This window comes from Aliikangiella litoralis (assembly GCF_052495765.1).
The window spans coordinates 1176297-1197397 of sequence record NZ_CP199292.1; the positions used below are offsets into that span (position 1 = coordinate 1176297).

Consider the following 21101-nt stretch of genomic DNA (forward strand, 5'->3'; position numbering starts at 1 on the left):
TAGTGACAAAAATCCCTGACTTTTCTCTATGCCAATTGATAGTGATTTAGCTATATGTCAACTGGGTCATAATGAAACACTTTCATTATGACAACCCCATATTATTCAATAATGCTGTAGCCGTTAGTCGGTAACAATGGCAGTTAAATCAATTTATTACCTATAATTTGATAATCAAATTACACTATATAGATAGTACGCTAATTTTCAGGGTTTATGAAAAGTTCACATTACTTTAAATATATATTATCTCTAGCAATTTTATTTCTGATGAAAGGACTATTAGCCGCGCCTGATGACATTCTTTTTACTGATGATTTTGAAAGTGGTCTCGGTCAATGGACGGTCAATGCTGGTGCTGGTGATGCTAGTATTGGTAATGAAACTTTTAACTCAGGTAGCTCATCATTACGGACTCGTTGGGGAGCGGTTAGTATTAATACAAACACGATTGCAGCTAATGTTCCTCTCGCAGAATTGTCGGTATGGATTAGGCGGGGGGCTGATAGTTTCAGTGAAAACCCTGAATCGGGTGAAGATTTAGTTGTGGAGTATCGAAATACTGCTAATAACTGGGTTGTTTTAGAAAGCTTTTCTGGTGGAGGAGCCGCAGGGCAAATTTATACTAGAACTTATCAGTTAACGGGAAATGCATTACATAACAATTTGCAAATTCGTTTTCGACAGACTGGGGGTAGCGGTGGAGCTCCTGAAAATGGTGGTATTGGTTGGGACTATTGGCACATTGATGATGTTGTTGTGACTGAAAGAGATCCTAATTTTATTCCTGGATTAATTGGAGAATGGCGCTTTGAGGAAATCGTTTGGAATGGTAGTAATAATGAAGTACAGGATGTTTCTGGAAACAACCTTCATTTAACTGCATTTAGTGCGGCGACATCTAATGTTAATCCTGCGATTGTTGGTGATCCTGGTACATGTTATTACGGTGTATTTAATGGCAGCATTTCCTTTATTCAAAGAGATGATGATACCTCAACGGCTGACTCACTGTTGGATATCCCTAACACTCTAACCGTGACCACATGGATTAATACAAATGTGATCCCAACAAGCGGGCTAAAGTCGATATTGTCAAAAGACGAAAATTATGAGTTTCATATTAATACTGCTGGCGAAATTTTTTGGTGGTGGAGTACTGCAACTTTAACCACTAGTGGTGCAAACCTACAAATAGGGCAATGGCATCATATTGCCGTTACTTGGCAAAGTGGCGAACAAATTATTTATGTTGATGGTGTTGAGCGAGCACGCTCAGCCAGAACTGGTTCATTAATTCTCAACAACGATCCGCTTCAAATTGGTCAAGATCTCGATATAGCATCACGCTTTTTTGATGGTTATATTGATGAAGTTCGTATTTATGAAAATGTACTGACATCGGCTCAAGTTAATCAGGTGATGAATGAAACTCATCCTTGTGTAAGCGGTGGCGTTTGCACGCTTTCTTATATTGATAAATTTGATCTTAATAGTTATTCCAATAGTGATGGGCTCGATCCTTGGTCGGGTGATTGGGTAGAAACGAATGATGATAATTCTGCTACAAATACTGCTGGTAGAATTTATATTAATGCGAGCGAGCTGAATATGACTAATAGCGTTGGCAGTAATACTGTTCCAACAATCGAGCGAGAAGCTAATTTAGCGGGAGCAGTTTCGGCTGTACTCAAAGTTGATTTAAGAACATCGAATACATTAGAAAATGGCGATCGCTTTGAAGTGTCTGCATCTAGTGATGGAGGGGTTAACTGGACGGCATTGCCTGGTGGTACATTTTCCAATGATATTAATAATACCTATACTTTTGATTTGCTAGGCTTTGCTTCGGTAAATACTCGTGTGCGTTTTCGAATTATTCAAGGTTACCGCTCTGGAAATGAAATCATGAACTTGAATAATTTGAGTATCTTTGCCACTAAAAATTGCGGACCAGATCATTTTAGAATTGTTCATGATGGCAACGGAATTAATTGTTTGCCAGAAGCGATTACGATCCGTGCAGAAGATAGCAGTAATAGTTTAGTAACAGATTACTCAGGAACGGTTGATTTATCGCTTTCTACTAATCATGGTAATTGGCAGGTATTGGATCAAAATGGAAGCAGTACCGATTTGGCACAAGGAACTTTAACGGATGTTGCAAATGATAATAATGGTACTGCAACCTATCAGTATAATACGGCAGATAATGGTTCTGTTGTATTGTACTTACAAAACACTGTTGCAGAAGTCGCTAATATTGCGGTGGCTGAAGGTAGTATCGTGGATGAAAATAGTGAAGGTGACATTACTTTTAGACCATTTGGTTTTTTATTTTCTCCTTCTCCTGTGCCTACTCAGGTTTCAGGAAAACCGTTTGATTTGATTTTGACTGCTGCGGGGCAAACACCGTCACAACCACAATGTGGTGTGATTGAAGAGTACACCGGAAACCGTTCTTTAAATTTATGGTCGACTTATAGCCAGCCTAATACTAGTCCAACACCAGTTAATGTGAACGGAACTAATATAGCAACGAGTGAAGCGCTATCAAGTGCACAAAATGTTAACTTTGTGAATGGTGTGACAACTCTAAATGTACGTTATGACGATGCGGGTATTATTCGATTAGCGGCAAAAGATGAAATTGATATTGGTGAGCCTCCTGATGGTAATCTGGATGAAATTATTGGTGGTGTGAATTCATTTGTTGTTCGTCCATTTGGTTATGACATTCAAGTTGCAGGCAACCCATATGCCAAAGATGCTAATGATGTGCCTGCATTTAATATTGCAGGAAATGCTTTTAATATGACATTGCGAAGTGTGCTTTGGCAGTCTGCTGATGATCAAATTATTAATGCAACCAATGCTCCTGGTGCTGATGGTATACCCGATCCATTTATCGATAGTGATCTTGATGGTGTACCCGACTCAGGTGGTGATTTAAGTGATAATGCTACAACTCCCAATATTGGACAAGTGAGCGAAAATATTATTTTGTCACCGACGGCGTTAGTCGTTACAGAGTCTAATGGAAGTTTATCGACAACCAGTCTTTCTTTAACGAGCTTGTCAGCCGGTACTTATTCGTTCGCTCAAAGTTGGAGTGAGGTGGGGATTATGCAAATGGGCGCACTGACAACTGATTTTATGGGCGGTGGCGAAAATGTTACTGGTGAAAGAATCAATATTGGTCGCTTTATTCCGGCTAGCTTTTCGATGAGCGTGCCAGCAATCACTGCACAATGTGGAGGCTTTACTTATGCGGGTTACCAAGATGGCGTAAATATTGGTTTAAATAAAAATGGTCAGTTTTTTGATATTACTGCCAATATCACCGCTCGAAACGCGGCTAACGATACCACGTTAAATTATCATGGTGCGTTTGCCAAACTACAAGCCAGTGATATCACTGCACAGGCTTATAATGTAACGTTATCGGCTAATGCGAGTGGAACACTTAATTTTAACCCGGTACTGACTACGTTTAATCAAGGAGTGAGTAGTTTTACTGCTAATGACAGTCATTATCAATATAGTGCTGTATCTTCACCATTTGACTTTAGGGCAGATATTCAGGCTGTCGATGCAGATAACGTGACAAGCGGAGTGGTTAACTCTAATATAGTCGAAGTCCGTTTAGGGCGTCTTTTAATGAGAGATGCTTACGGGCCTGAAACTGGCGATGTTGAAATGCGATTGCAAAGTGAATATTTTAACGGTACTAATTGGGTTCTTAATACCGCAGATAGTTGCACCGAATATGTTGATACGTATGTGAGCTTTGACCCAGCCAGTTATACTGATAACTTAAGTTCTGGAGAAACCAATATATTTTCACCAACAGGGGTGCCTGTGACTTTAGTGAACGGTGTAACATCGACAGGTAATGAACTTTGGTTTAGCGCACCAGGAAGTGGAAATTTTGGTAGTGTTATAGTTAATTTTGATTTAGCCACACAGCCATGGTTATTGTTTGACTGGGATGCCAATAACCTGTTAGATGTTACCTCATCAACTTTAAATTTTGGCTATTATAGAGGCTCTGACAGAATGATATTTTGGCGTGAAATTAGAAATTAAGCCCTTTCTTTGGGCTGATCTTTTATCATACATCAATTTTTTATGTGTTTGTGGGGGGCGTTAAAATCACATCATCGGCTTCTTGTTTATCGTTTATTTAAAAGGTGAAAGATAATTATTAAACCTTCAACTCTATATTTCATTGATAAACTCCTGTAACTTATTGTGTTAGCTTTTTGGGTGAGGAAATATTAATCGTGTATTGGGGGAGTTTTAAAACCTTGAAATGGTTTATCAATATTACTGTTTATTTCGTGCTGGGAACTGCTTCTTATCATAGCTATGCCGATTCATTGAATGTAGCTGTTGCGTCTAACTTTTATACACCAATGAAGCATTTAGTATTAGAGTTTGAAAAAAAGTCTGAACATAAAATAAAGCTGATTGCCGCTTCTTCAGGAAAAATATATGCGCAGGTGTTAAATGGTGCACCCTTTCATATCTTTTTGTCTGCCGATCAGATTAAGCCTGCACAATTAGAGAAAAAGAATTTAACCGCCAGGCATAGTCGTATAACCTATGCTCAAGGGGCTCTGGCACTTTGGTCTCCAGTTAAAGGGCTTGCTGTTGAAAAAGCCAAAATCTTAAAAACTTTTGAGTCTGGAAAGTTAGCAATAGCAAACCCCAGATTGGCACCATATGGAGTGGCGAGTATTGAGACTTTGAAGTCTCTTAATGTGTACAATGAAATAAAAGGTCGACTGGTCTTCGGCGAAAATATTGCTCAAACTTATCTATTTGTCGCAACTCAAAATGCAGACTTAGGGTTAATCGCTTTGTCTCAGTTAATCAATAATGGGAAAGTGGTTGAGGGCTCGGTTTGGCGTATTCCTCAAAATATGCATCAGCCTATTTTACAGGACCTTGTCATTTTGAAAATTGCAGAAGAGAAAAAGGCGGCTTGGGAGTTGTTGGATTTCTTGCGTTCTTCAATTGCCCAAAAAATAATTCAAAAATACGGTTATCAAACTTCTTTCGGAATAGACTAATTGTGGAAATTAATGACGCCGATTTGACGGCCATTTGGCTAACAATACGCATTGCTAGTGTAACGACAATAGTCTTATTGTTTATCGGTACACCATTGGCTTATTGGTTGGCAAATACTAACTCTCGATGGAAAGCACCTATTGGTGCTATTGTTGCTTTGCCTTTAGTTTTACCTCCAACCGTTTTAGGGTTTTATTTATTGATGGCTATGGGACCTAATGGTCCCATTGGTCAACTTACGTTGGCTTTAGGTCTTGGAACACTTCCTTTCACATTCTGGGGACTGGTTATTGCGTCGGTGTTCTACTCTCTCCCGTTTGTGGTTCAACCGATTCAAAATGCCATAGAGTCAATTGGACGGCGGCCAATTGAAGTGGCTGCTACATTAAGGGCGAGCAAACTGGATTGCTTTTTTACGGTTATTTTACCTTTAGCTAAACCGGGATTTGTGACTGCTGCTATTCTTGGTTTTGCTCATACTGTAGGTGAGTTTGGTATAGTGTTAATGGTTGGTGGGAATATACCTGAAGTGACTAGAGTGATTTCTGTACAAATATATGATCATGTTGAAACGATGCAATATGCAAATGCGCATATGTTGGCTGGCGGGATGGTTGTTTTTTCTTTTGCTGTACTAACTATTGTTTATACATTCAATCGCAAGGTAGGGCAAAAGCGGCGAGTAAAGGTAACTGCGAATACTATTGGCATTTAAAAATTGCTGTTAAACATATGAAAGAAAGTAAGCTAAAATCAACAGAATTAAAAGCAAAATTCTACTTCCAATACCCTGACTCTCATTTTATATTTGATGTTGAGTTGAAGATTCCAATGAATGGTATTTCCGCAATTTTTGGGCCATCTGGCTCAGGCAAAACAACGCTTTTACGTTGCATTGCAGGTCTTGAGCAATCACCTAAAGGTTCACTTGATTTTTGTGGTGAGATTTGGCAATCAGAACAGTTCTTTTTACCTGTTCACCAGCGTTCAATTGGCTATGTATTTCAAGAATCGAGTCTTTTTGAGCATTTATCGGTAATTGATAATCTTAACTATGGAAGAAAGCGTGTTGAGCAGGGGGTAACTGAAAGTGAGTTAAATCATTTAGTCCACTTGTTTGGACTGAATGAACTGTTATTGAGTAAAGCCAGCGAGTTATCTGGTGGAGAAAGACAGAGAGTTGCTATTGTTAGAGCCCTGGCTATGAAACCAAGAGTCTTATTAATGGATGAGCCTCTGGCATCTTTAGATAATAAGCGTAAAAAAGAAATAATGAGTTATTTAGAAAAACTGAAAAGTGAGTCACAAATTCCCATTATTTATGTGAGTCATAGTATTGATGAGGTGGCTCGATTAGCCGATTATCTAGTATTAATGGAACAAGGTAAGTTGGTTGCCCAGGGAGATATCAGGACAACGGCGTCAGAATATCAGGTTTTTCAGGACGTACCACAAGAGCCTTTTTCTTTGTTATTTGGTCAAGTAGTCAATGCTTCTAACCAATATTCTTTAACTGAAGTTGATGTTAATGGTTTGTTATTTAAAATCCCTAAACAAGAAGTAGGCTGTGGCCAACAGATCAGGTTGCATCTATATGCCAGAGACGTCAGCTTAACTTTGCAACGTCCTGAGCTTTCTAGCATTATTAATATCTTTAAAGCAGAAATTAAAAGCATAGAGGATGCGACTGAAGATGGGCAGTGTTTGGTTCATTTACAAATCAACAATGAACTTTTACTTGCTAGAATTTCGACATTTTCGTGTCATCAATTAGCGCTAAAAGTTAGTCAATCTGTTTTTGCACAAATTAAAGCGGTGTCGATTATTCATTAGTGGCAGTACCAATTGAGATAGGAAGTTAATATCTTTGAGAAAATTCAATATTTATGGCGTTTGTTTCTTTCATTTGTTATGAAAATCATGTTTTGTTCTAACCTATTGATAAAAAAGGTATTATCTGTTTTTTATTGGTGATTGAGTCGTAAAAGCGTACAACAATGTCGGTTGATTAAACAAGTGAAAAATACTCGATGACGTAAAATTGATAAGATTTTGTTTGTCCGCTTTGAACTATAAGAGCTGGGCTATTCGTTTTTACTTGAAAGTTTTTTGAGTTAGGGTTGGTATATCAATAAAACAATAAAAGAACTTTATTTAAGTGAGTTTCTTAAAGCCAGTTGCTAAAGAAGTGCTAAGTTTAGGGGAAGTTAATGAAAAAATTTATTCTAGGTGGTATTACATTATTAATGTCAATGAGTTTATATGCGGTTGATGTTGATAATAAGCGATATGTCGCATGTGACCATTGTGTGTCTGATCATGATTTTAAAGATCTGGCTATTCAAGTGGGCTCTAGTTCTTTCACACCAGATACCGTCATTGTAGTCAACACTTCGAACCACAGTTTACTGGAAATACAACAAATAGGAGCAAACCCTGCAATCCAGTCAGGTTTTTTTAAAACAATTAAAATAACTAGAAGTTCAGGGGGGCCTATTTTTCCTTTTGGAATGCCTGGTGGTGAGCCTGGTGAAGGAGTGAGCGCTCAAATCATAAGTAACGAGCAATCAGATATTAATGACTACGCTGATTATATTGAGCTACTTAACTTAGTCAAAGATAGGCAACTCAGTAAAGTTGACAATAAATGGTATGTTTCGGTGAATTTAAATGATATAGGGTTTGTTGCATTGGGAACTCAAAATATGCATTGGGCCCATTCAAATGACTTTGCGGCAGAATATCAGGGCCAATTGAACAGTTTGCTTCAATCCGCTGATATAAACCCTTTTCTCTTCCTTAAAAGACCTGCCATCGTCAAAGTAGAAACTGTGGATGGATATACGGTTTATTTGGCAAAATATCCAGTGATTAATCAGTGGAGAGTATTGTTTACAAGAATTTATGGAGAACTTGAATTTGTTGATTCTGAATTAACGCCTGTACCATTTAAGCATACTGAATCAACCTATAAAATATGTGTCGGTCATTCTTGGGGAAGAATATGTCGTGATCCGGAGCTTACGGAAGTGCCATCGGTTACTTCTTACCGTCAATCAAGAGATGATAATGGGACTAAAGGGCTGGATCGATGTGGACCAAGTAATCCAAGCTGTGGAGATGAGCAAGATTTAGATGATGATTCATTGATGGGAGGGTTTGGTATTTGAAGTATTTAGTCGGTAAATTAATATGGATATTTTTTTTTAGTAGTTATGTTGCCAATACTTTTGCCGATTCAAGCTGGACTAATCTCTCTTTTAAAAAATGGGCTAATCAAACGGGGTTAGCTCAGAATACAATTAATGTTATCAATCAAGATAATGATGGTTATATTTGGGTAGGAACTGATTCTGGTGTCAGTCGTTTTGATGGTTATGAGTTTAAGCGCTATATTCACGAAAGTGACAATGATGGAGCACTGCTTGATAACCAAGTGAGAAATATATTTCGCGATAAGCTGGGCAGGCTTTGGTTTATTAGTGAAAAAGGGTTGAGCTTATACCAGAATAGGCATGATTCATTCAAAAATTTTACTTTTTCAGATAAGCCGTCTGAAAATTATATTACCGCCATGAACTCAACTAATGGTGATCAGTTATGGATTGCTACTTTATCTGGCCATGTTTTTACTAGTGCGACAGAATCAATTTCATTTAAGCCCGTGAAAGTGAATTTTCCAAAAACAGAAGAGCCTATTATTATTCGTTCATTTTTAGAGAAAGATAAAGATACGTTTTGGCTTGCTACAACTCAAGGATTGTGGTTGTTCAATAAAAAAACATCTAAGGCTATCAATGTAATTGAATTGAACGCTAAGATTTCTAAAAATATTGCTTATAAAACTATTCTTAAAATTGATTATAATCGAGAAGGTGATTTAATTGTTCAGACTAACTATCGAATTTACCGATTAAAAAATCATAATTATAATTGGAAATTAATTCTTAAACATAATGATTCTAGAGTTGAACAAGTGAATAGGTCTCGCTTTAAGGAGTTTGCCTGGATAAAAAATCAAATCGCTATACCAACCAATGGAAATGGTTTAATCATAATGGATGAAAAAGCTCAGCAACTTAATCAGTTTATTACTCATTCTAATAGCCCCAATAGTATTGCTGATAATTATTTGATGAGTATTTTTATTGATGATGATGACGGTGTTTGGTTGGGTAGTCAAAAAGGACTAATTTATACTAATAACCATCAAAGAAAATTTGGTTTAATTAATCATACTAATTTCAATAATTGTTTACCTTACAAAGAGATTTATAGTTTAGCCAAGTTAGAAGAAAGCATTTTAGTTGGCCTTAAAGATGGTGGTGCTTACCAAATCAATACGACAACAGGTCAATGTGATAAGTTTCTATTTGAAGCATTAGAGAGTGGTGACTACTCAGTGAGCTCTATTACTGTCGGAAGCCATGGTGAAATCTGGTTAGGCACGATCAGTCATGGATTGTTTTACTCAGCTAAAGGGAATGAGCAGTTTTTACAGGTATTAACAAATTTGAATCAGCCTGTAGGGCAAGAAAGTTATGTTGGAGAAACTTTAATCTTTGATGAACAAGTTTGGAGTGCAACTTATAAAGGGCTGTTGGTTTATGATCCCAAACTAAAAAAAGCACAAAGTTTACTACCTAATTTAAAGAATCCTTTCGCACTTGAAAATCGAGTCAATACCATTCAGTTGAAGAGTAAGTCTGAACTTTGGCTAGGAACTCAAGCTGGTGTCTATATTTATAACTTTACTAACAAAGCTTTTTCTAAAGTTAACTTGCAAAATAAGCAATATAATGATCTTTCGATTACGTCATTAACTTACCCTAAAGCTAATAGACTATTTATTGGAACTTATAATAATGGGCTTATCGAATTTGATGGAGAAAAGATCATCCAAACTTACTCAACAAAAAATGGATTGATTGATGATACCATTGCAAAAATAATCTCTGACGATAATGAAAATCTATGGGTTGCCTCTAATAGAGGTTTGAGTAAAGTTGATATTAATGATAGAACAGTCAGTAATTTTGATTCGTATTTGGGAGTTCAATCCGGGGCTTTTCTTCCCGTAGGTATTTATGATGCCAAAAACAGAAATATACTTTTAGGTGGTGAGTACGGTATCAATTATTTTTCACCAGACGATATTGTTTTCTCTAAAAGAAATAGAGCTGTTCAAATTACTAATTACTTAATTGATAATAAACCCATTAATTTAACCAAGGAAGTTAAACATACGAACAAACAAAGAATAGATCTTGTTAATGAGTTAATTGTTTATCCTGAACATAATATTTTTTCTCTAACCTTTTCTGCACTTGATTACAAAACGCCCAAAAATATTCGCTATCGTTACCGACTAATTGGTTTTGATGATAAATGGATAGAAACTGATGCAACACTTAGAAATGCTAGCTTTAGCCGTTTGGCGGCTGGAGATTATGTGTTTCAGGTAAATGCCAGTGAACTTGATAACCAGTGGAGTGATAAAGTTAGTCACTTAAACATAAAAGTATTACCTCCAGTGTGGCTAACTTGGTGGGCTAAAACTATTTATATAGTGACTTTTTTAGCTTTGCTATTTATTTTTTATCGATATCGTACTTATAGTATCAGAAAGAGGGCTGATGATTTGGCTGCTCAAGTCGAATTGCAAACACTAGAAATTAATAAAGAAAAACAAGTCATTAAATCTCTTTTAGAATACAAAAACAGAGAGTTTGCTAATGTTTCTCATGAGTTTAGAACACCATTGACTTTAGTTTTAGGTCCGGTTAAAAACTTACTTAAACTAGATGTTAGCGGTGAAATTAAAGACAAGTTAAAAATAGTTAAACGAAATGGCTACCGGCTATTACGTATGGTTGACCAACTTATTTATATGGAAAAATATAGAGTGGAGAAAACCGGAAACAAACAAGCTGTTCACTTAACGACTTTAATTTATCATTTAACTAATGCATTTTCTGATTTAGGAAAGGAAAGAGGTATTACTTTTGAGTTGCAAAGTAATGATGATGTTTGGATAAATTCTGTACCTGACGCGATTGATAAAATTTTACTCAACTTACTGTCTAATGCGGTTAAATACACACAGAATGGAGGTCATGTTTGGGTTGCATGTAAAAAAGTCTCTCAACATGAATGCTTAATTCAAGTTAAAGATACAGGGGTAGGTATACCTGAAGATATGCTACAAAAAGTATTTGACCGATATCAAAGAGTACTGAATGAGCAGAGTGAAAAAGTGACCGGAGCAGGCATCGGGTTATCTTTGGTTAAGGAGTTAGTCGAATCACATGATGGAAGAATTGAATTAGAAAGTGAGTTAGGTAAGGGATCGTGTTTCTCTATTTATCTTCCGGTTACTTCAATACCTCAAATAGATAATTCAAATAAAATGATGTCTGACAACTCGCTTAGCTTAGAAATCGAAGGGTTAACCGAACAGAGTAATGAACTATCAGAAACAGACAAGGCATTGAATATTGAAAACTCAGATTCTAAAGCAATGGTCTTAATTGTTGAAGATAATCTTGATATGCAAAAATATATTATTGAAACGCTTCAACCCATTTATCATTGTATTGCCGCAGAAAGTGGTGATAAAGGTATTTATATGGCAACGGAGTTTATTCCTGATTTAATTATTAGTGATATTATGATGCCTGGTAAAGATGGTTTTGAACTTAGTGAAATTTTGAAACAAGATGATCGCACTTGTCATATACCGATTGTCTTATTAACAGCAAGAAGTGATCGACAAAGTCGTCTTACGGGTTGGAAGAGTAATGTTGACGAATACTTGACAAAACCCTTTGATGAAGAGGAGTTGATGATCAGAGTGTCAAACTTATTATCTGTGCGTAAAATACTATGCCAGAGATTTAGTCGTAATATACTTGAGAGTGATACAATGGATTCCTCAAGCGTCAGTGATGAAATGAGTAGTGTGGATGCTAAGTTCTTAATCCGGCTAGAAAGCATAGTAACGGATAATTTTTCAAATAATCAATTTGGAATAAAAGAGTTGTCGGGAGAAATTGGAATTGGAGAGCGACAATTTCAAAGAAAACTAAAGAGTTTAATAGATATAAGCCCAAGCGAGTATCTACGCAGCTTTCGGTTAGCAAAAGCTCATAGCTTACTGATTTCTGGAGAAACAATTAAAAAAGCAGCTTTCAATACTGGCTTTTCTTCAACGAATTATTTTTCTAGTTGTTTTAAGGCGCAATATGGAAAAACACCCAAGCAAGTTCAGTCTTATAATAGCTAAAAAAGCTTGCTCAATTTCAATCAATAGAAATTTATATTCTCTTTCACACTATCGATAATATCAACTCAAACAGTTATTCGCTGCCTAGTGAAAAGGTTGAGTAGTGTATATTAATCCTGATTTATGACTTTTAGTATTATGTATTATTACGACATTATATAAAAAAGCGACAGCTGCAAGATTTTATTGGTTTAACTGTTTTAATGAGTCGTATTTTATTATAACTAAGTCGTATTATTGATTTCCTTTTTAATAGAAAACTAAGCGTTTTAGTCGTTAGTATAGTTATAAGAGATGAGCGAAGTTAATTTCTTATTCTCTATTTTAATGTGAAAGCGAAGTATGCTTTTAAAATCAATTATTTTTGTAGGTAATTAAAATGAAAAAAAAAGTAAAACTTATTTCTGGAGTGTTGCTAATTGCTGCTGGAGTGCAAACAGCTTTAGCTCTTGAAATCTGTTATAAATGCATAGGAAATGACTGCTATAAGATAGATTGCCCTAAAGGTGATAATGATAAGCCAAAAGGCGATAAATAACAGGAGAATAAAATGAAATCTAAAATAAAATTATTAACTGGTGTTGTATTTTTAATGGCAGGTATTCAAGCCGCTATAGCTTTTGATATATCAGATCCTCCGCCAGGTGATTGTTTTAAATGTAGTGATGCTTCTGGAGGGTGGAAATGTGAAAAAATAAAATGTCCATCTGATTTGCCGCCTCCTGTTTGATAGATATTATCAAGCAAGCGGGCAATGATAAGCTATTATTGCCTGCTTATCTTTATATTGGTTAATGATTGTGTGAGGTATTTTATATGAGTACTAATAAAAATAAACGTTTGCTCGATGTTGGCCTTTTTTTAGGTTTTTTTGTCTTTTGTTTTGTTAGTGGCTATTTTGCTACCGTTTTCTTTAAAGAGTCAATAGACAATAAACCAGATTATGTTCACATGGATTTACAAGAAGCATTTAAAGGTAAAGAAGAGCTTCAAGTTATTGTTTTAGGGGCTGATTGGTGTGTGGCATGTAAAGCAACTAAAGCATTGTTGAATGAACATAAGATCAACTTCTTATTTATTGATGTTGAAAAAAAAGAAAATAGAAATCATCCTTTGGTGAGTCATATTAAAGATAGTTATCCGGTTATTTTAATGCCGGGAATAAAAATTAATGGTTATCAAAAGCAAGTTATTTTAGATAATTTATCAAGCAAAATTTAGTTGGATTAGCGCTGTATTAAACTAACTATTAGGGGACTAAATGTGGATATTCCAGATAATACTCGAAAGTATAAAGTCAAATTAAAAGTGATATTTACTTTAGTTGGTGTTTGTGCTTTTTTTGCTATAGGACTGATTTCATGGGTTGAATATTTGCCTAGTGTTAATAGCAATACGTTATGGCTTGATAAAGTGAAAAAAGGTTCTATGGATATTGATGTGCATGGAAGAGGAAAGGTTGGTTTCTCTCATGAGCGCTTTTTAGCTTCTTCAGTTGATGGCGTTATAGAACAGATACTGGTATCTCCAGGTCAATTAGTAGAAAAAGGTCAAGCGTTAATTAAAATGTCTAATCCTCAGTTACTTGACTTGTTGTATGAATCTGAGCTTGAGCTGGCCGAACATGAAAAGTTGATGCTAGAGAAAGAAGCGACTGCAAAAGAAGAAGAAAATGAACAACGATTAAAAATAAAGTTATTAAATGTTGATTTGGTGGTACAAAAAAACGAATTGAATGCGATTAATGAACTATATCAGGCAGGAGTAGTTTCGCAGTTAGATTTTAAAAAAGCAGATGCACAATTAAGTCGTCTGAAAGTTAAGTTGACTATTGAACAAGAACAGTTAAACAATCGATCAGCTATCAATATTCAAAAGAAAAAAAATAGAAAACTAGTGTTTGATAAGCTAAAAATGAAAGTTGAAAGTAATAAAAGAAAAGTTAATAGCTTAATGATAAAGTCTGACATGGCCGGTATGCTGATTAATCTGGATGAATCAATTAAGCCTGGTCAACATATTTCTGCTGGGCACAGAGCGGGCATTGTAAGTGATATTAGTGCTCCAATAGCAACCTTAAAACTTCCTTATTATAATTCAGGTAAAGTCTCGCCTGGTATGAATGCTGTGATCGATATTTCTGGAGCCGAGTTTGTTGGAAAAGTAATTCGAGTTGAACCGCAGATCTCAAATAATGAAATGAGTGTTGAGGTAGGCTTTGATGGAGAACAGCCTAAAAACTTAAGCTATAACATGGGGGTTGAAGGTAGAATTGTTATTAAGTCTCTCAAAAATATATTTTTTATTAATAAACCTGTAGGCGTTAAACCTTATACCAAGCAAGTTGTATATAAGTTAAATGTTGAGACTAATCGATTGAAAAAAGTTGTTGTTCAATTTGGTCAAGAGTCATCAAAAAATATAGTGGTTAATGGTGGGTTGAATGAAAATGATGTAGTTGTTTTATCAAATATGAGTAAGTACTCTGAATTTGATGAAGTTGAATTAATGTAGCTTAAAGATTTCTGATGACTAATAATAATTTAATTTCTATTAATCAGATGAGCAAATCTTTTTATTCATCTGAGATTAAAACAGTTGCGGTTAACCAAGTCGACTTTTTTGTAAATAAAAGTGACTTTGTTTCTATTGAAGGGCGTTCAGGTAGTGGGAAGTCAACTTTTTTATCGCTGCTAGCGTTGTTAGATAGTGCTGATTCAGGTAAGTATGAACTGTCAGGGCGTGATATTAGTAACTTGTCTTTTTCTCAAAAAACACAAGTTAGAAATAGATACTTCGGTATTATTTTCCAATCTTTTAATTTAATAGGTGAACTGAATGTTTTTAATAATGTGGCCTTGCCATTAAAATATAATAAGCGCATTAATAAAAGTGAAATTCCTAAGGTTGTCGATAACGCTTTAGAACGTGTTGAAATGTTCCACCGAAAAAAACACATGCCAAATGAGTTGTCAGGAGGTGAACAACAAAGAGTTGCTATAGCGAGAAGTTTAGTTAATTCTCCTGAATTAATACTGGCTGATGAGCCGACAGGTAATCTTGATGCTGAAAATAGCAATAACATTATGAATATACTATGCAGTTTAAATAAAAATGATGGTGTAACAATTGTTTTGATAACTCATGACCATCAACAAGCTAATTTAGGTAATGTGAAATATCAAATGCTTGATGGTCAATTAACAAAACAATAGGAGAGTAAGGTTGAGTAGTTTTTTATTCTCTCTTCATATATGGAGTAAATCAAAATTTAATGCTTTTGTTTTAGCTTTCGGTTTTATTCTTGCGTTAACCCTAGCTTATTTAGCTATTTTAGCTTGGAAGGGGGTGTCGGCAAATCATAGCGTTGATCTAGTTAGTCATTTGAATTTGTTTTCTATTAATGGTATGCGTACTTCAGGAGAAAGCCAAGGCGTTTCTTTAGAAAAGGTTGAGCAATTAAAGCAGCTATCTAAGGTTGAAAGTGTTTTCTATTTTAGTGAATCTGAGTTCTCTATCAATACAAAAAGCGGCATAAATCAAAAAGCTTTCGGAGCATTAATTAGTGATAATTTTTTTGATGTTTTGGGTGTTCGGTTTGAGCAAGGCGGATTAAATCCAAGTTTCGGATTTGGCAAAGAAGTGATTTTAAGCTTCGATTTTTGGAAAGCTAACTATCTTAATAAATTGTCGGTGATTGGTGAGAAATTATATATTGATGGGACTGAATATATAATTACTGGCGTTTTAAATAAAGGCTTTAATGGATTAGGTGAAAACAAGCCTTTGTTTTGGATTAGCGACAATCATTATGTGGATTTCTTACGTATATCATTGGGTAATAATCAGCAAGTTGATAAAAATATTATTAACAATATTAAAAGCAATGTTTTTTATACTGAGAACAGATTGCTTGTTAATGTGATTTCTCCTCATAGTATTAATGAAACTGAATTAACCGAAGAAATTGAACAGTCTATTAATTCTAAGCAAAGTAATGCGAGGGTTATTCAAGAAGATTTGTTATTACAGGCCTTTGCTGGAATTAACTTTCATCCTAAGGCTCAAAGGTTAGTTGATATTCAGATTTCAGCCTTAAAGTTTATATCGTTGCTGTTGATTTTATCTGTGTCTATTTCATATGTGGCTGCAATCTATAATCAAGTACATGCCAGAAGTAAAGAACTTAACATAAGAGTTACTTTGGGGGCTTCGTTTTTTTCTGTTTGGAAACAACTGATAGTTGAAAATATTTACTTTTTTATTCTTATTCTTTTTGTTAGTTATGTGATTAGTTTAGCGATTACTAATTACTTTCATGATCTTCCTATTTTTTCATCAGTTAATAATCATACTACGCGTTTAATAACTGTTTTTTATCTGTTTAGTTATATTGGTGGGTTAATTATACTGGCGGCTTTACTTCCCTTGCTTCAATTGATGAAAAAAATAAATCAAGGTATTCAAACGGGTAAACACAGTGCAAAAAATGCTTTTATTGAAAAGGCTATTCTGGTGCTACAAATAGCACTGATGTTTATGGTGATTGTGGCCTCTTTTCAAGTTTGGAGTAGCCAATTAACACAAAGTTCATATAATAGAGGGTTAGTTAATGATGAAGTGAAAGTTGTAACACTTGTATCTGGATTTCATGATGATTCTGAATTACTTGGCTCAAATGTGTTACATGATTTAATGATGGAGAATATTGATAATCGTTATAATAGAGTGAATATTGCTTTTTCTAATCGTTCTCCTCACTCAAGAGAAATGATAAGCACAGAAGTTGTTATTGATAACCGTAATCATAAGGCAACCTTTAATACCTTGTCTATCAATGTTTCAGAGTCGTATTTTAATGTGCTTGGAATTAAACTCATTAAGGGAAGTTTTTTTCAAAATAATAATGAAATTATGATTAACAGAAGTTTTTATGGCAGTGAAACCGATGAGCTTATAGGAAAAGAAGTTGCTTTGACAAAAGGTAGAAATCAAATAAAAAAAACAATTGTTGGGATTGTTGATGACGTTGGATATACCGGAAAAATAAATAATATCCCTCCAACTATTTATGCGCCAATTACAAAACAAAGTGCTATTGCTGCCGAATATATTATTATTAATGATAAAAGCCATGATGATATTGATTGGCAACTAGTGATTAAAAACTTACTACCTCAGCATGCCGATATTGAGGTAAATTATATTGGGCAACTTCGTGAGTTAATTACAAAGCAATACAACAAAGAGAAATTTATTGCGAATCTTTTGGTTGGGTTAAGTGCTATCGTTTCTATTTTTGTTATGATGGGTGCGGCTGCAGTACAAAACACTAACCTCCGGCGAAAACAGTCTGACTACGCAATTCACTTAGTGTTAGGGGCTTCTAGAGATAGTATTCTTGTTAGAGTTTTTGGCGTTTATTTATTGTTAGCCTTGGTAGGGGCTTTTTTAGTGATTCCATTAATACCTATTATTATTCGGCATATATCGGTTTATCTAGAATTTGTAATAAACGTTGAATTAGTGACAATAGCTTATAGTTTGCTTTTATTATTAATCACAAGCTTTATAACCAATGTGCCAGCTTTTGTTAGTTTGTTTAAAGTGAGCTTGTCTGAAACCATAAAAATAGAGTAAGTGATTTTTGAGAAAATAATGCAACCAGCCAATTGTATTTCAACAGGTTTTCCTTATAGTCAGGTAAAACAATCAGCTTGATTATTTAACCTTAGGCTCTGGATAAGAAAAATCATCGGAACGTTTATTTTGGTGGTTTTCAGCGTTAAGCGCCTTTGCAGTAGCTCGCTATTGCGGCAGTCACTTGCCTTGATATCCACAAAAATAGCCGTACTAAGCTCAAGTGGAAACCGCAATTCAATTTAATTGGGCTTTAAGTCATTGAAAATAAAAATGATTCTATTAATTATTTTGAATTTCCTTATCCAGAGTTGAGGTTGTTTAGTTATATTGTTTGATTTTTGACCGTTTGTGTCTTTTCTATCCATGACTACTTCAATATCATCGGAAAGTTAAGCTTCTTATAGAAGGAGGATACTAATTGTTTTTCGAGCAGAGCAGTTGACACTCTGTAATCTATCTCGTGATTAATATAATTACTTTACGTTACGTAATTAAGGCTTAAAAGTCATAAAAATTAATTCTATATAGCTTTTAGTTAGTAGACCTGAGAGCTTCACAATAGAATAATGAACTCAGTTTATTTAATTGAAGACATAATGTTAATGCGACATTTGATTGTTTCTGATTTATTTGTGGTCGTACTCGTACTCGTGGTGAGCTTAGGTTCGCGGCGGGTTTTTGCATTGGTCTAAAAAACATTTAATAAAAACCCCCGCTTCGAAAGAATCGGGGGTTTTTTGCATTATATGCATCGAAATTTAAGTTTGAGGGGCTTGGGAATGCTAAAACAAAATCACGTAAAGTTGGCAACTACTCATCAGAGTAATCGCTTCTGGCCTATATTGATTGAGGGAGAGATATAAAAATGGCATCACAATTATATTCTGGCGCAGAAATGGTTGTTAAAGCGCTTAAAGATTTAAATGTAAAATACATATTTGGCTATCCTGGTGGCTCTGTTCTTGATATTTATGATGCAATTTTTCAGCAACATGATATTGAGCATATCCTGGTCAGACATGAACAAGCTGCAACACATATGGCTGATGGATATAGTCGTTCAACCGATGAAGTTGGGGTTGTTTTGGTTACTTCTGGGCCTGGAGCAACGAATTGTGTCACAGGTATTGCGACAGCTTATATGGATTCTATACCTATGGTTGTACTATCAGGGCAAGTTGCCACTCACTTGATAGGTGATGATGCTTTTCAGGAAACCGATATTTTAGGTTGTTCAAGACCAATAGTTAAGCATAGTTTTAGCTGTCGTACGGCGAGTGAAATACCTAGTGTGATAGCCAAAGCTTTTCACTTAGCAAAATCAGGGCGACCTGGCCCTGTAGTGGTTGATTTACCAAAAGATAAATTAAACCCAAAGCAAAAGTTTCATTATGAAATGCCACAAGAAATCAAATTACGCTCTTATAACCCAACATTAAAAGGACACTGCAAACAAATTAAAAAAGCAGTCCAGGTATTATTGAAAGCTCATCGTCCTGTTATTTATGCCGGAGGTGGCGTTATTACTGCTGGTGCATCTGAGCTACTAGTGCAACTGGCAGAAAGGTTAAATGCACCTGTTACCAATACCCTGATGGGATTAGGCAGTATTCCTGGTACTCATGGTCATTTTTTAGGGATGCTCGGTATGCATGGTACATTGGAGGCCAATAAATCAATGGCTAATGCTGATGTTATTTTAGCATTAGGAGCTCGATTTGATGATCGTGTTACAAATAAAACAAGTAAGTTTTGCCCTAATGCAACGATTATTCATGTGGATATTGATCCGACTTCAATTTCAAAAACAATTGATGCACATATACCTGTTGTAGGCTCAGTTGAAGTGGTTATTAGACAGCTCAACGAACAAATGGATAAAGCGGCAGTTAAGCAAGATAAAAGCGCGTTAGAGAGCTGGTGGAATCAAATAGCCCAGTGGCGAGATAAACATTGTTTAAGCTATGTTAGTGATAGCAAAATTATTAAACCTCAGCAAGTGATTGAATCTGTTTATCAAGCGACTCAGGGCGAAGCGTTTATCACATCTGATGTTGGTCAGCACCAGATGTTTGCTGCTTTATACTATCCTTTCAAGCGTCCTAAGCAATGGATAAACTCAGGAGGCTTAGGCACAATGGGGTTTGGTTTACCTGCAGCAATGGGGGTTAAATTAGCTCACCCCAATGCTGATGTCGCATGTATTACCGGGGATGGTTCTATCCAAATGAATATTCAAGAATTATCCACTTGTTTACAATATAACTTGCCAGTAAAAATTATTCTTTTGAATAACGGTAATTTAGGTATGGTGAAACAATGGCAAGATTTAGATTATGAAGGTCGACATTCTCACTCTTATATGGACTCATTACCTGATTTTTCAAAACTAGCTGAATCCTATGGACATATTGGTATTAATGTTGATTCGGTTGATCAGTTAGATGAAGCTGTAAAGAAAACATTTGCTATGAAAGATCGGTTAGTTTTACTGAATATTCAGGTTGAAGAGCATGAGCATGTTTTTCCGATGCAAAAACGCCAAGGAGCAATTGATGAAATGTGGTTGGCAAAAGGAGTAGAAGCGTAATGCAAACAATATTATCTATTTTGCTCGAAAACGAGCCGGGTTCACTGTCTCGCATTGTTGGGTTGTTTTCACAAAGAGCTTTCAATATAGAAAGTCTTACTGTTGCTGCAACTGAAGATAAAAGCTTATCTCGTATTACTATTGAGACTAATGGTGATCATCGAGTGATAGAGCAAATTATCAAACAAGTTAATAAGTTGGTGGATGTACTTAAAATATCTGAATTAACTAATGAACCTCATATTGAACGAGAGTTGATGTTTGTTAAGTTGAATGCCAATACGCCAGATGCAAGAGAAGAAATAGTTCGTACCGCAGAAATATTTCGCGGGCAAATTGTTGATAGCACTAACCAGCTCTACACGGTTCAATTAACCGGAAAAAAAGAAAAGCTTAATGCGTTTATTCGTTCTATCAGAAGACAAAGTGATATTATTGAAATTGTCCGTTCTGGTTGTGTTGCAATTGCAAGAGGAGCCAAAGCGCTAGTACCTTAGGTGCTAG

Annotated in this window: 14 protein-coding genes; all 14 read left to right on the plus strand. The window is 35.4% G+C overall.

Annotation, left to right across the window (positions count from 1 at the left end; all coding sequences use genetic code 11):
- The first annotated feature begins 270 nt into the window (after positions 1-270).
- The 14 genes from ACT5E3_RS05140 (at position 271) to ilvN (ending at position 21094) form a co-directional block, all read left to right on the plus strand.
- Positions 271-4089, plus strand: coding sequence for a DUF6701 domain-containing protein (locus tag ACT5E3_RS05140; RefSeq protein WP_444997236.1), 3819 nt, complete (start codon positions 271-273; stop codon positions 4087-4089).
- 221 nt (positions 4090-4310) lie between these two features.
- Positions 4311-5078 carry a molybdate ABC transporter substrate-binding protein gene (gene modA / locus ACT5E3_RS05145; RefSeq protein WP_444997237.1) on the plus strand — a complete coding sequence of 256 codons (768 nt, stop codon included), beginning with the start codon at positions 4311-4313 and terminating at the stop codon, positions 5076-5078.
- A 2-nt stretch (positions 5079-5080) separates the two neighbouring features.
- Positions 5081-5794: a molybdate ABC transporter permease subunit gene (gene modB, locus ACT5E3_RS05150; protein ID WP_444997238.1), complete on the plus strand. Its 714-nt coding sequence runs from the start codon at positions 5081-5083 to the stop codon at positions 5792-5794.
- Positions 5795-5811: 17 nt separating this feature from the next.
- Positions 5812-6912, plus strand: a complete 1101-nt coding sequence (gene modC / locus ACT5E3_RS05155; protein ID WP_444997239.1) for a molybdenum ABC transporter ATP-binding protein — start codon at positions 5812-5814, stop codon at positions 6910-6912.
- Positions 6913-7289: 377 nt separating this feature from the next.
- Complete coding sequence (locus ACT5E3_RS05160; RefSeq protein ID WP_444997240.1) at positions 7290-8249, plus strand: hypothetical protein; 960 nt, start codon at positions 7290-7292, stop codon at positions 8247-8249.
- The gene (locus ACT5E3_RS05165) at positions 8246-12364 is read left to right on the plus strand and encodes a hybrid sensor histidine kinase/response regulator transcription factor (RefSeq protein ID WP_444997241.1); all 4119 of its coding nucleotides are present in this window, start codon (positions 8246-8248) and stop codon (positions 12362-12364) included. Before ACT5E3_RS05160 ends, ACT5E3_RS05165 begins: the two co-directional genes overlap by 4 nt.
- A 379-nt stretch (positions 12365-12743) precedes the next feature.
- Entirely contained in the window at positions 12744-12902 is a 159-nt protein-coding gene (locus tag ACT5E3_RS05170; protein ID WP_444997242.1) for a hypothetical protein, read from the plus strand.
- A gap of 12 nt (positions 12903-12914) precedes the next feature.
- A complete protein-coding gene (locus ACT5E3_RS05175; RefSeq protein ID WP_444997243.1) occupies positions 12915-13094 on the plus strand; it encodes a hypothetical protein in 180 nt (59 codons plus the stop codon).
- An 86-nt stretch (positions 13095-13180) separates the two neighbouring features.
- Positions 13181-13585 carry a glutaredoxin family protein gene (locus ACT5E3_RS05180; protein ID WP_444997244.1) on the plus strand — a complete coding sequence of 135 codons (405 nt, stop codon included), beginning with the start codon at positions 13181-13183 and terminating at the stop codon, positions 13583-13585.
- A gap of 42 nt (positions 13586-13627) precedes the next feature.
- Entirely contained in the window at positions 13628-14878 is a 1251-nt protein-coding gene (locus ACT5E3_RS05185; RefSeq protein ID WP_444997245.1) for an efflux RND transporter periplasmic adaptor subunit, read from the plus strand.
- A 14-nt stretch (positions 14879-14892) separates the two neighbouring features.
- Complete coding sequence (locus tag ACT5E3_RS05190; RefSeq protein ID WP_444997246.1) at positions 14893-15579, plus strand: ABC transporter ATP-binding protein; 687 nt, start codon at positions 14893-14895, stop codon at positions 15577-15579.
- A 10-nt stretch (positions 15580-15589) separates the two neighbouring features.
- A complete protein-coding gene (locus ACT5E3_RS05195) occupies positions 15590-18004 on the plus strand; it encodes an ABC transporter permease (protein WP_444997247.1) in 2415 nt (804 codons plus the stop codon).
- 868 nt (positions 18005-18872) lie between these two features.
- On the plus strand, positions 18873-20597 hold the full coding sequence (locus ACT5E3_RS05200) for an acetolactate synthase 3 large subunit (RefSeq protein ID WP_444997248.1): 1725 nt from the start codon (positions 18873-18875) through the stop codon (positions 20595-20597).
- Entirely contained in the window at positions 20597-21094 is a 498-nt protein-coding gene (ilvN, locus tag ACT5E3_RS05205) for an acetolactate synthase small subunit (protein WP_444997249.1), read from the plus strand. The genes ACT5E3_RS05200 and ilvN overlap by 1 nt, the downstream gene beginning before the upstream one ends.
- Positions 21095-21101: the final 7 nt, after the last annotated feature.

What these genes read in the sequence shown, in the direction of transcription:
- ACT5E3_RS05175 (WP_444997243.1), top strand. Translation starts at nt 12,915, where the DNA reads ATGAAATCTAAAATAAAATTATTAACTGGTGTTGTATTTTTAATGGCA.
- ilvN (WP_444997249.1), top strand. Translation starts at nt 20,597, where the DNA reads ATGCAAACAATATTATCTATTTTGCTCGAAAACGAGCCGGGTTCACTG.
- modC (WP_444997239.1), top strand. Translation starts at nt 5,812, where the DNA reads ATGAAAGAAAGTAAGCTAAAATCAACAGAATTAAAAGCAAAATTCTAC.
- ACT5E3_RS05160 (WP_444997240.1), top strand. Translation starts at nt 7,290, where the DNA reads ATGAAAAAATTTATTCTAGGTGGTATTACATTATTAATGTCAATGAGT.
- ACT5E3_RS05190 (WP_444997246.1), top strand. Translation starts at nt 14,893, where the DNA reads ATGACTAATAATAATTTAATTTCTATTAATCAGATGAGCAAATCTTTT.
- ACT5E3_RS05140 (WP_444997236.1), top strand. Translation starts at nt 271, where the DNA reads ATGAAAGGACTATTAGCCGCGCCTGATGACATTCTTTTTACTGATGAT.
- ACT5E3_RS05200 (WP_444997248.1), top strand. Translation starts at nt 18,873, where the DNA reads ATGGCATCACAATTATATTCTGGCGCAGAAATGGTTGTTAAAGCGCTT.
- ACT5E3_RS05180 (WP_444997244.1), top strand. Translation starts at nt 13,181, where the DNA reads ATGAGTACTAATAAAAATAAACGTTTGCTCGATGTTGGCCTTTTTTTA.
- ACT5E3_RS05170 (WP_444997242.1), top strand. Translation starts at nt 12,744, where the DNA reads ATGAAAAAAAAAGTAAAACTTATTTCTGGAGTGTTGCTAATTGCTGCT.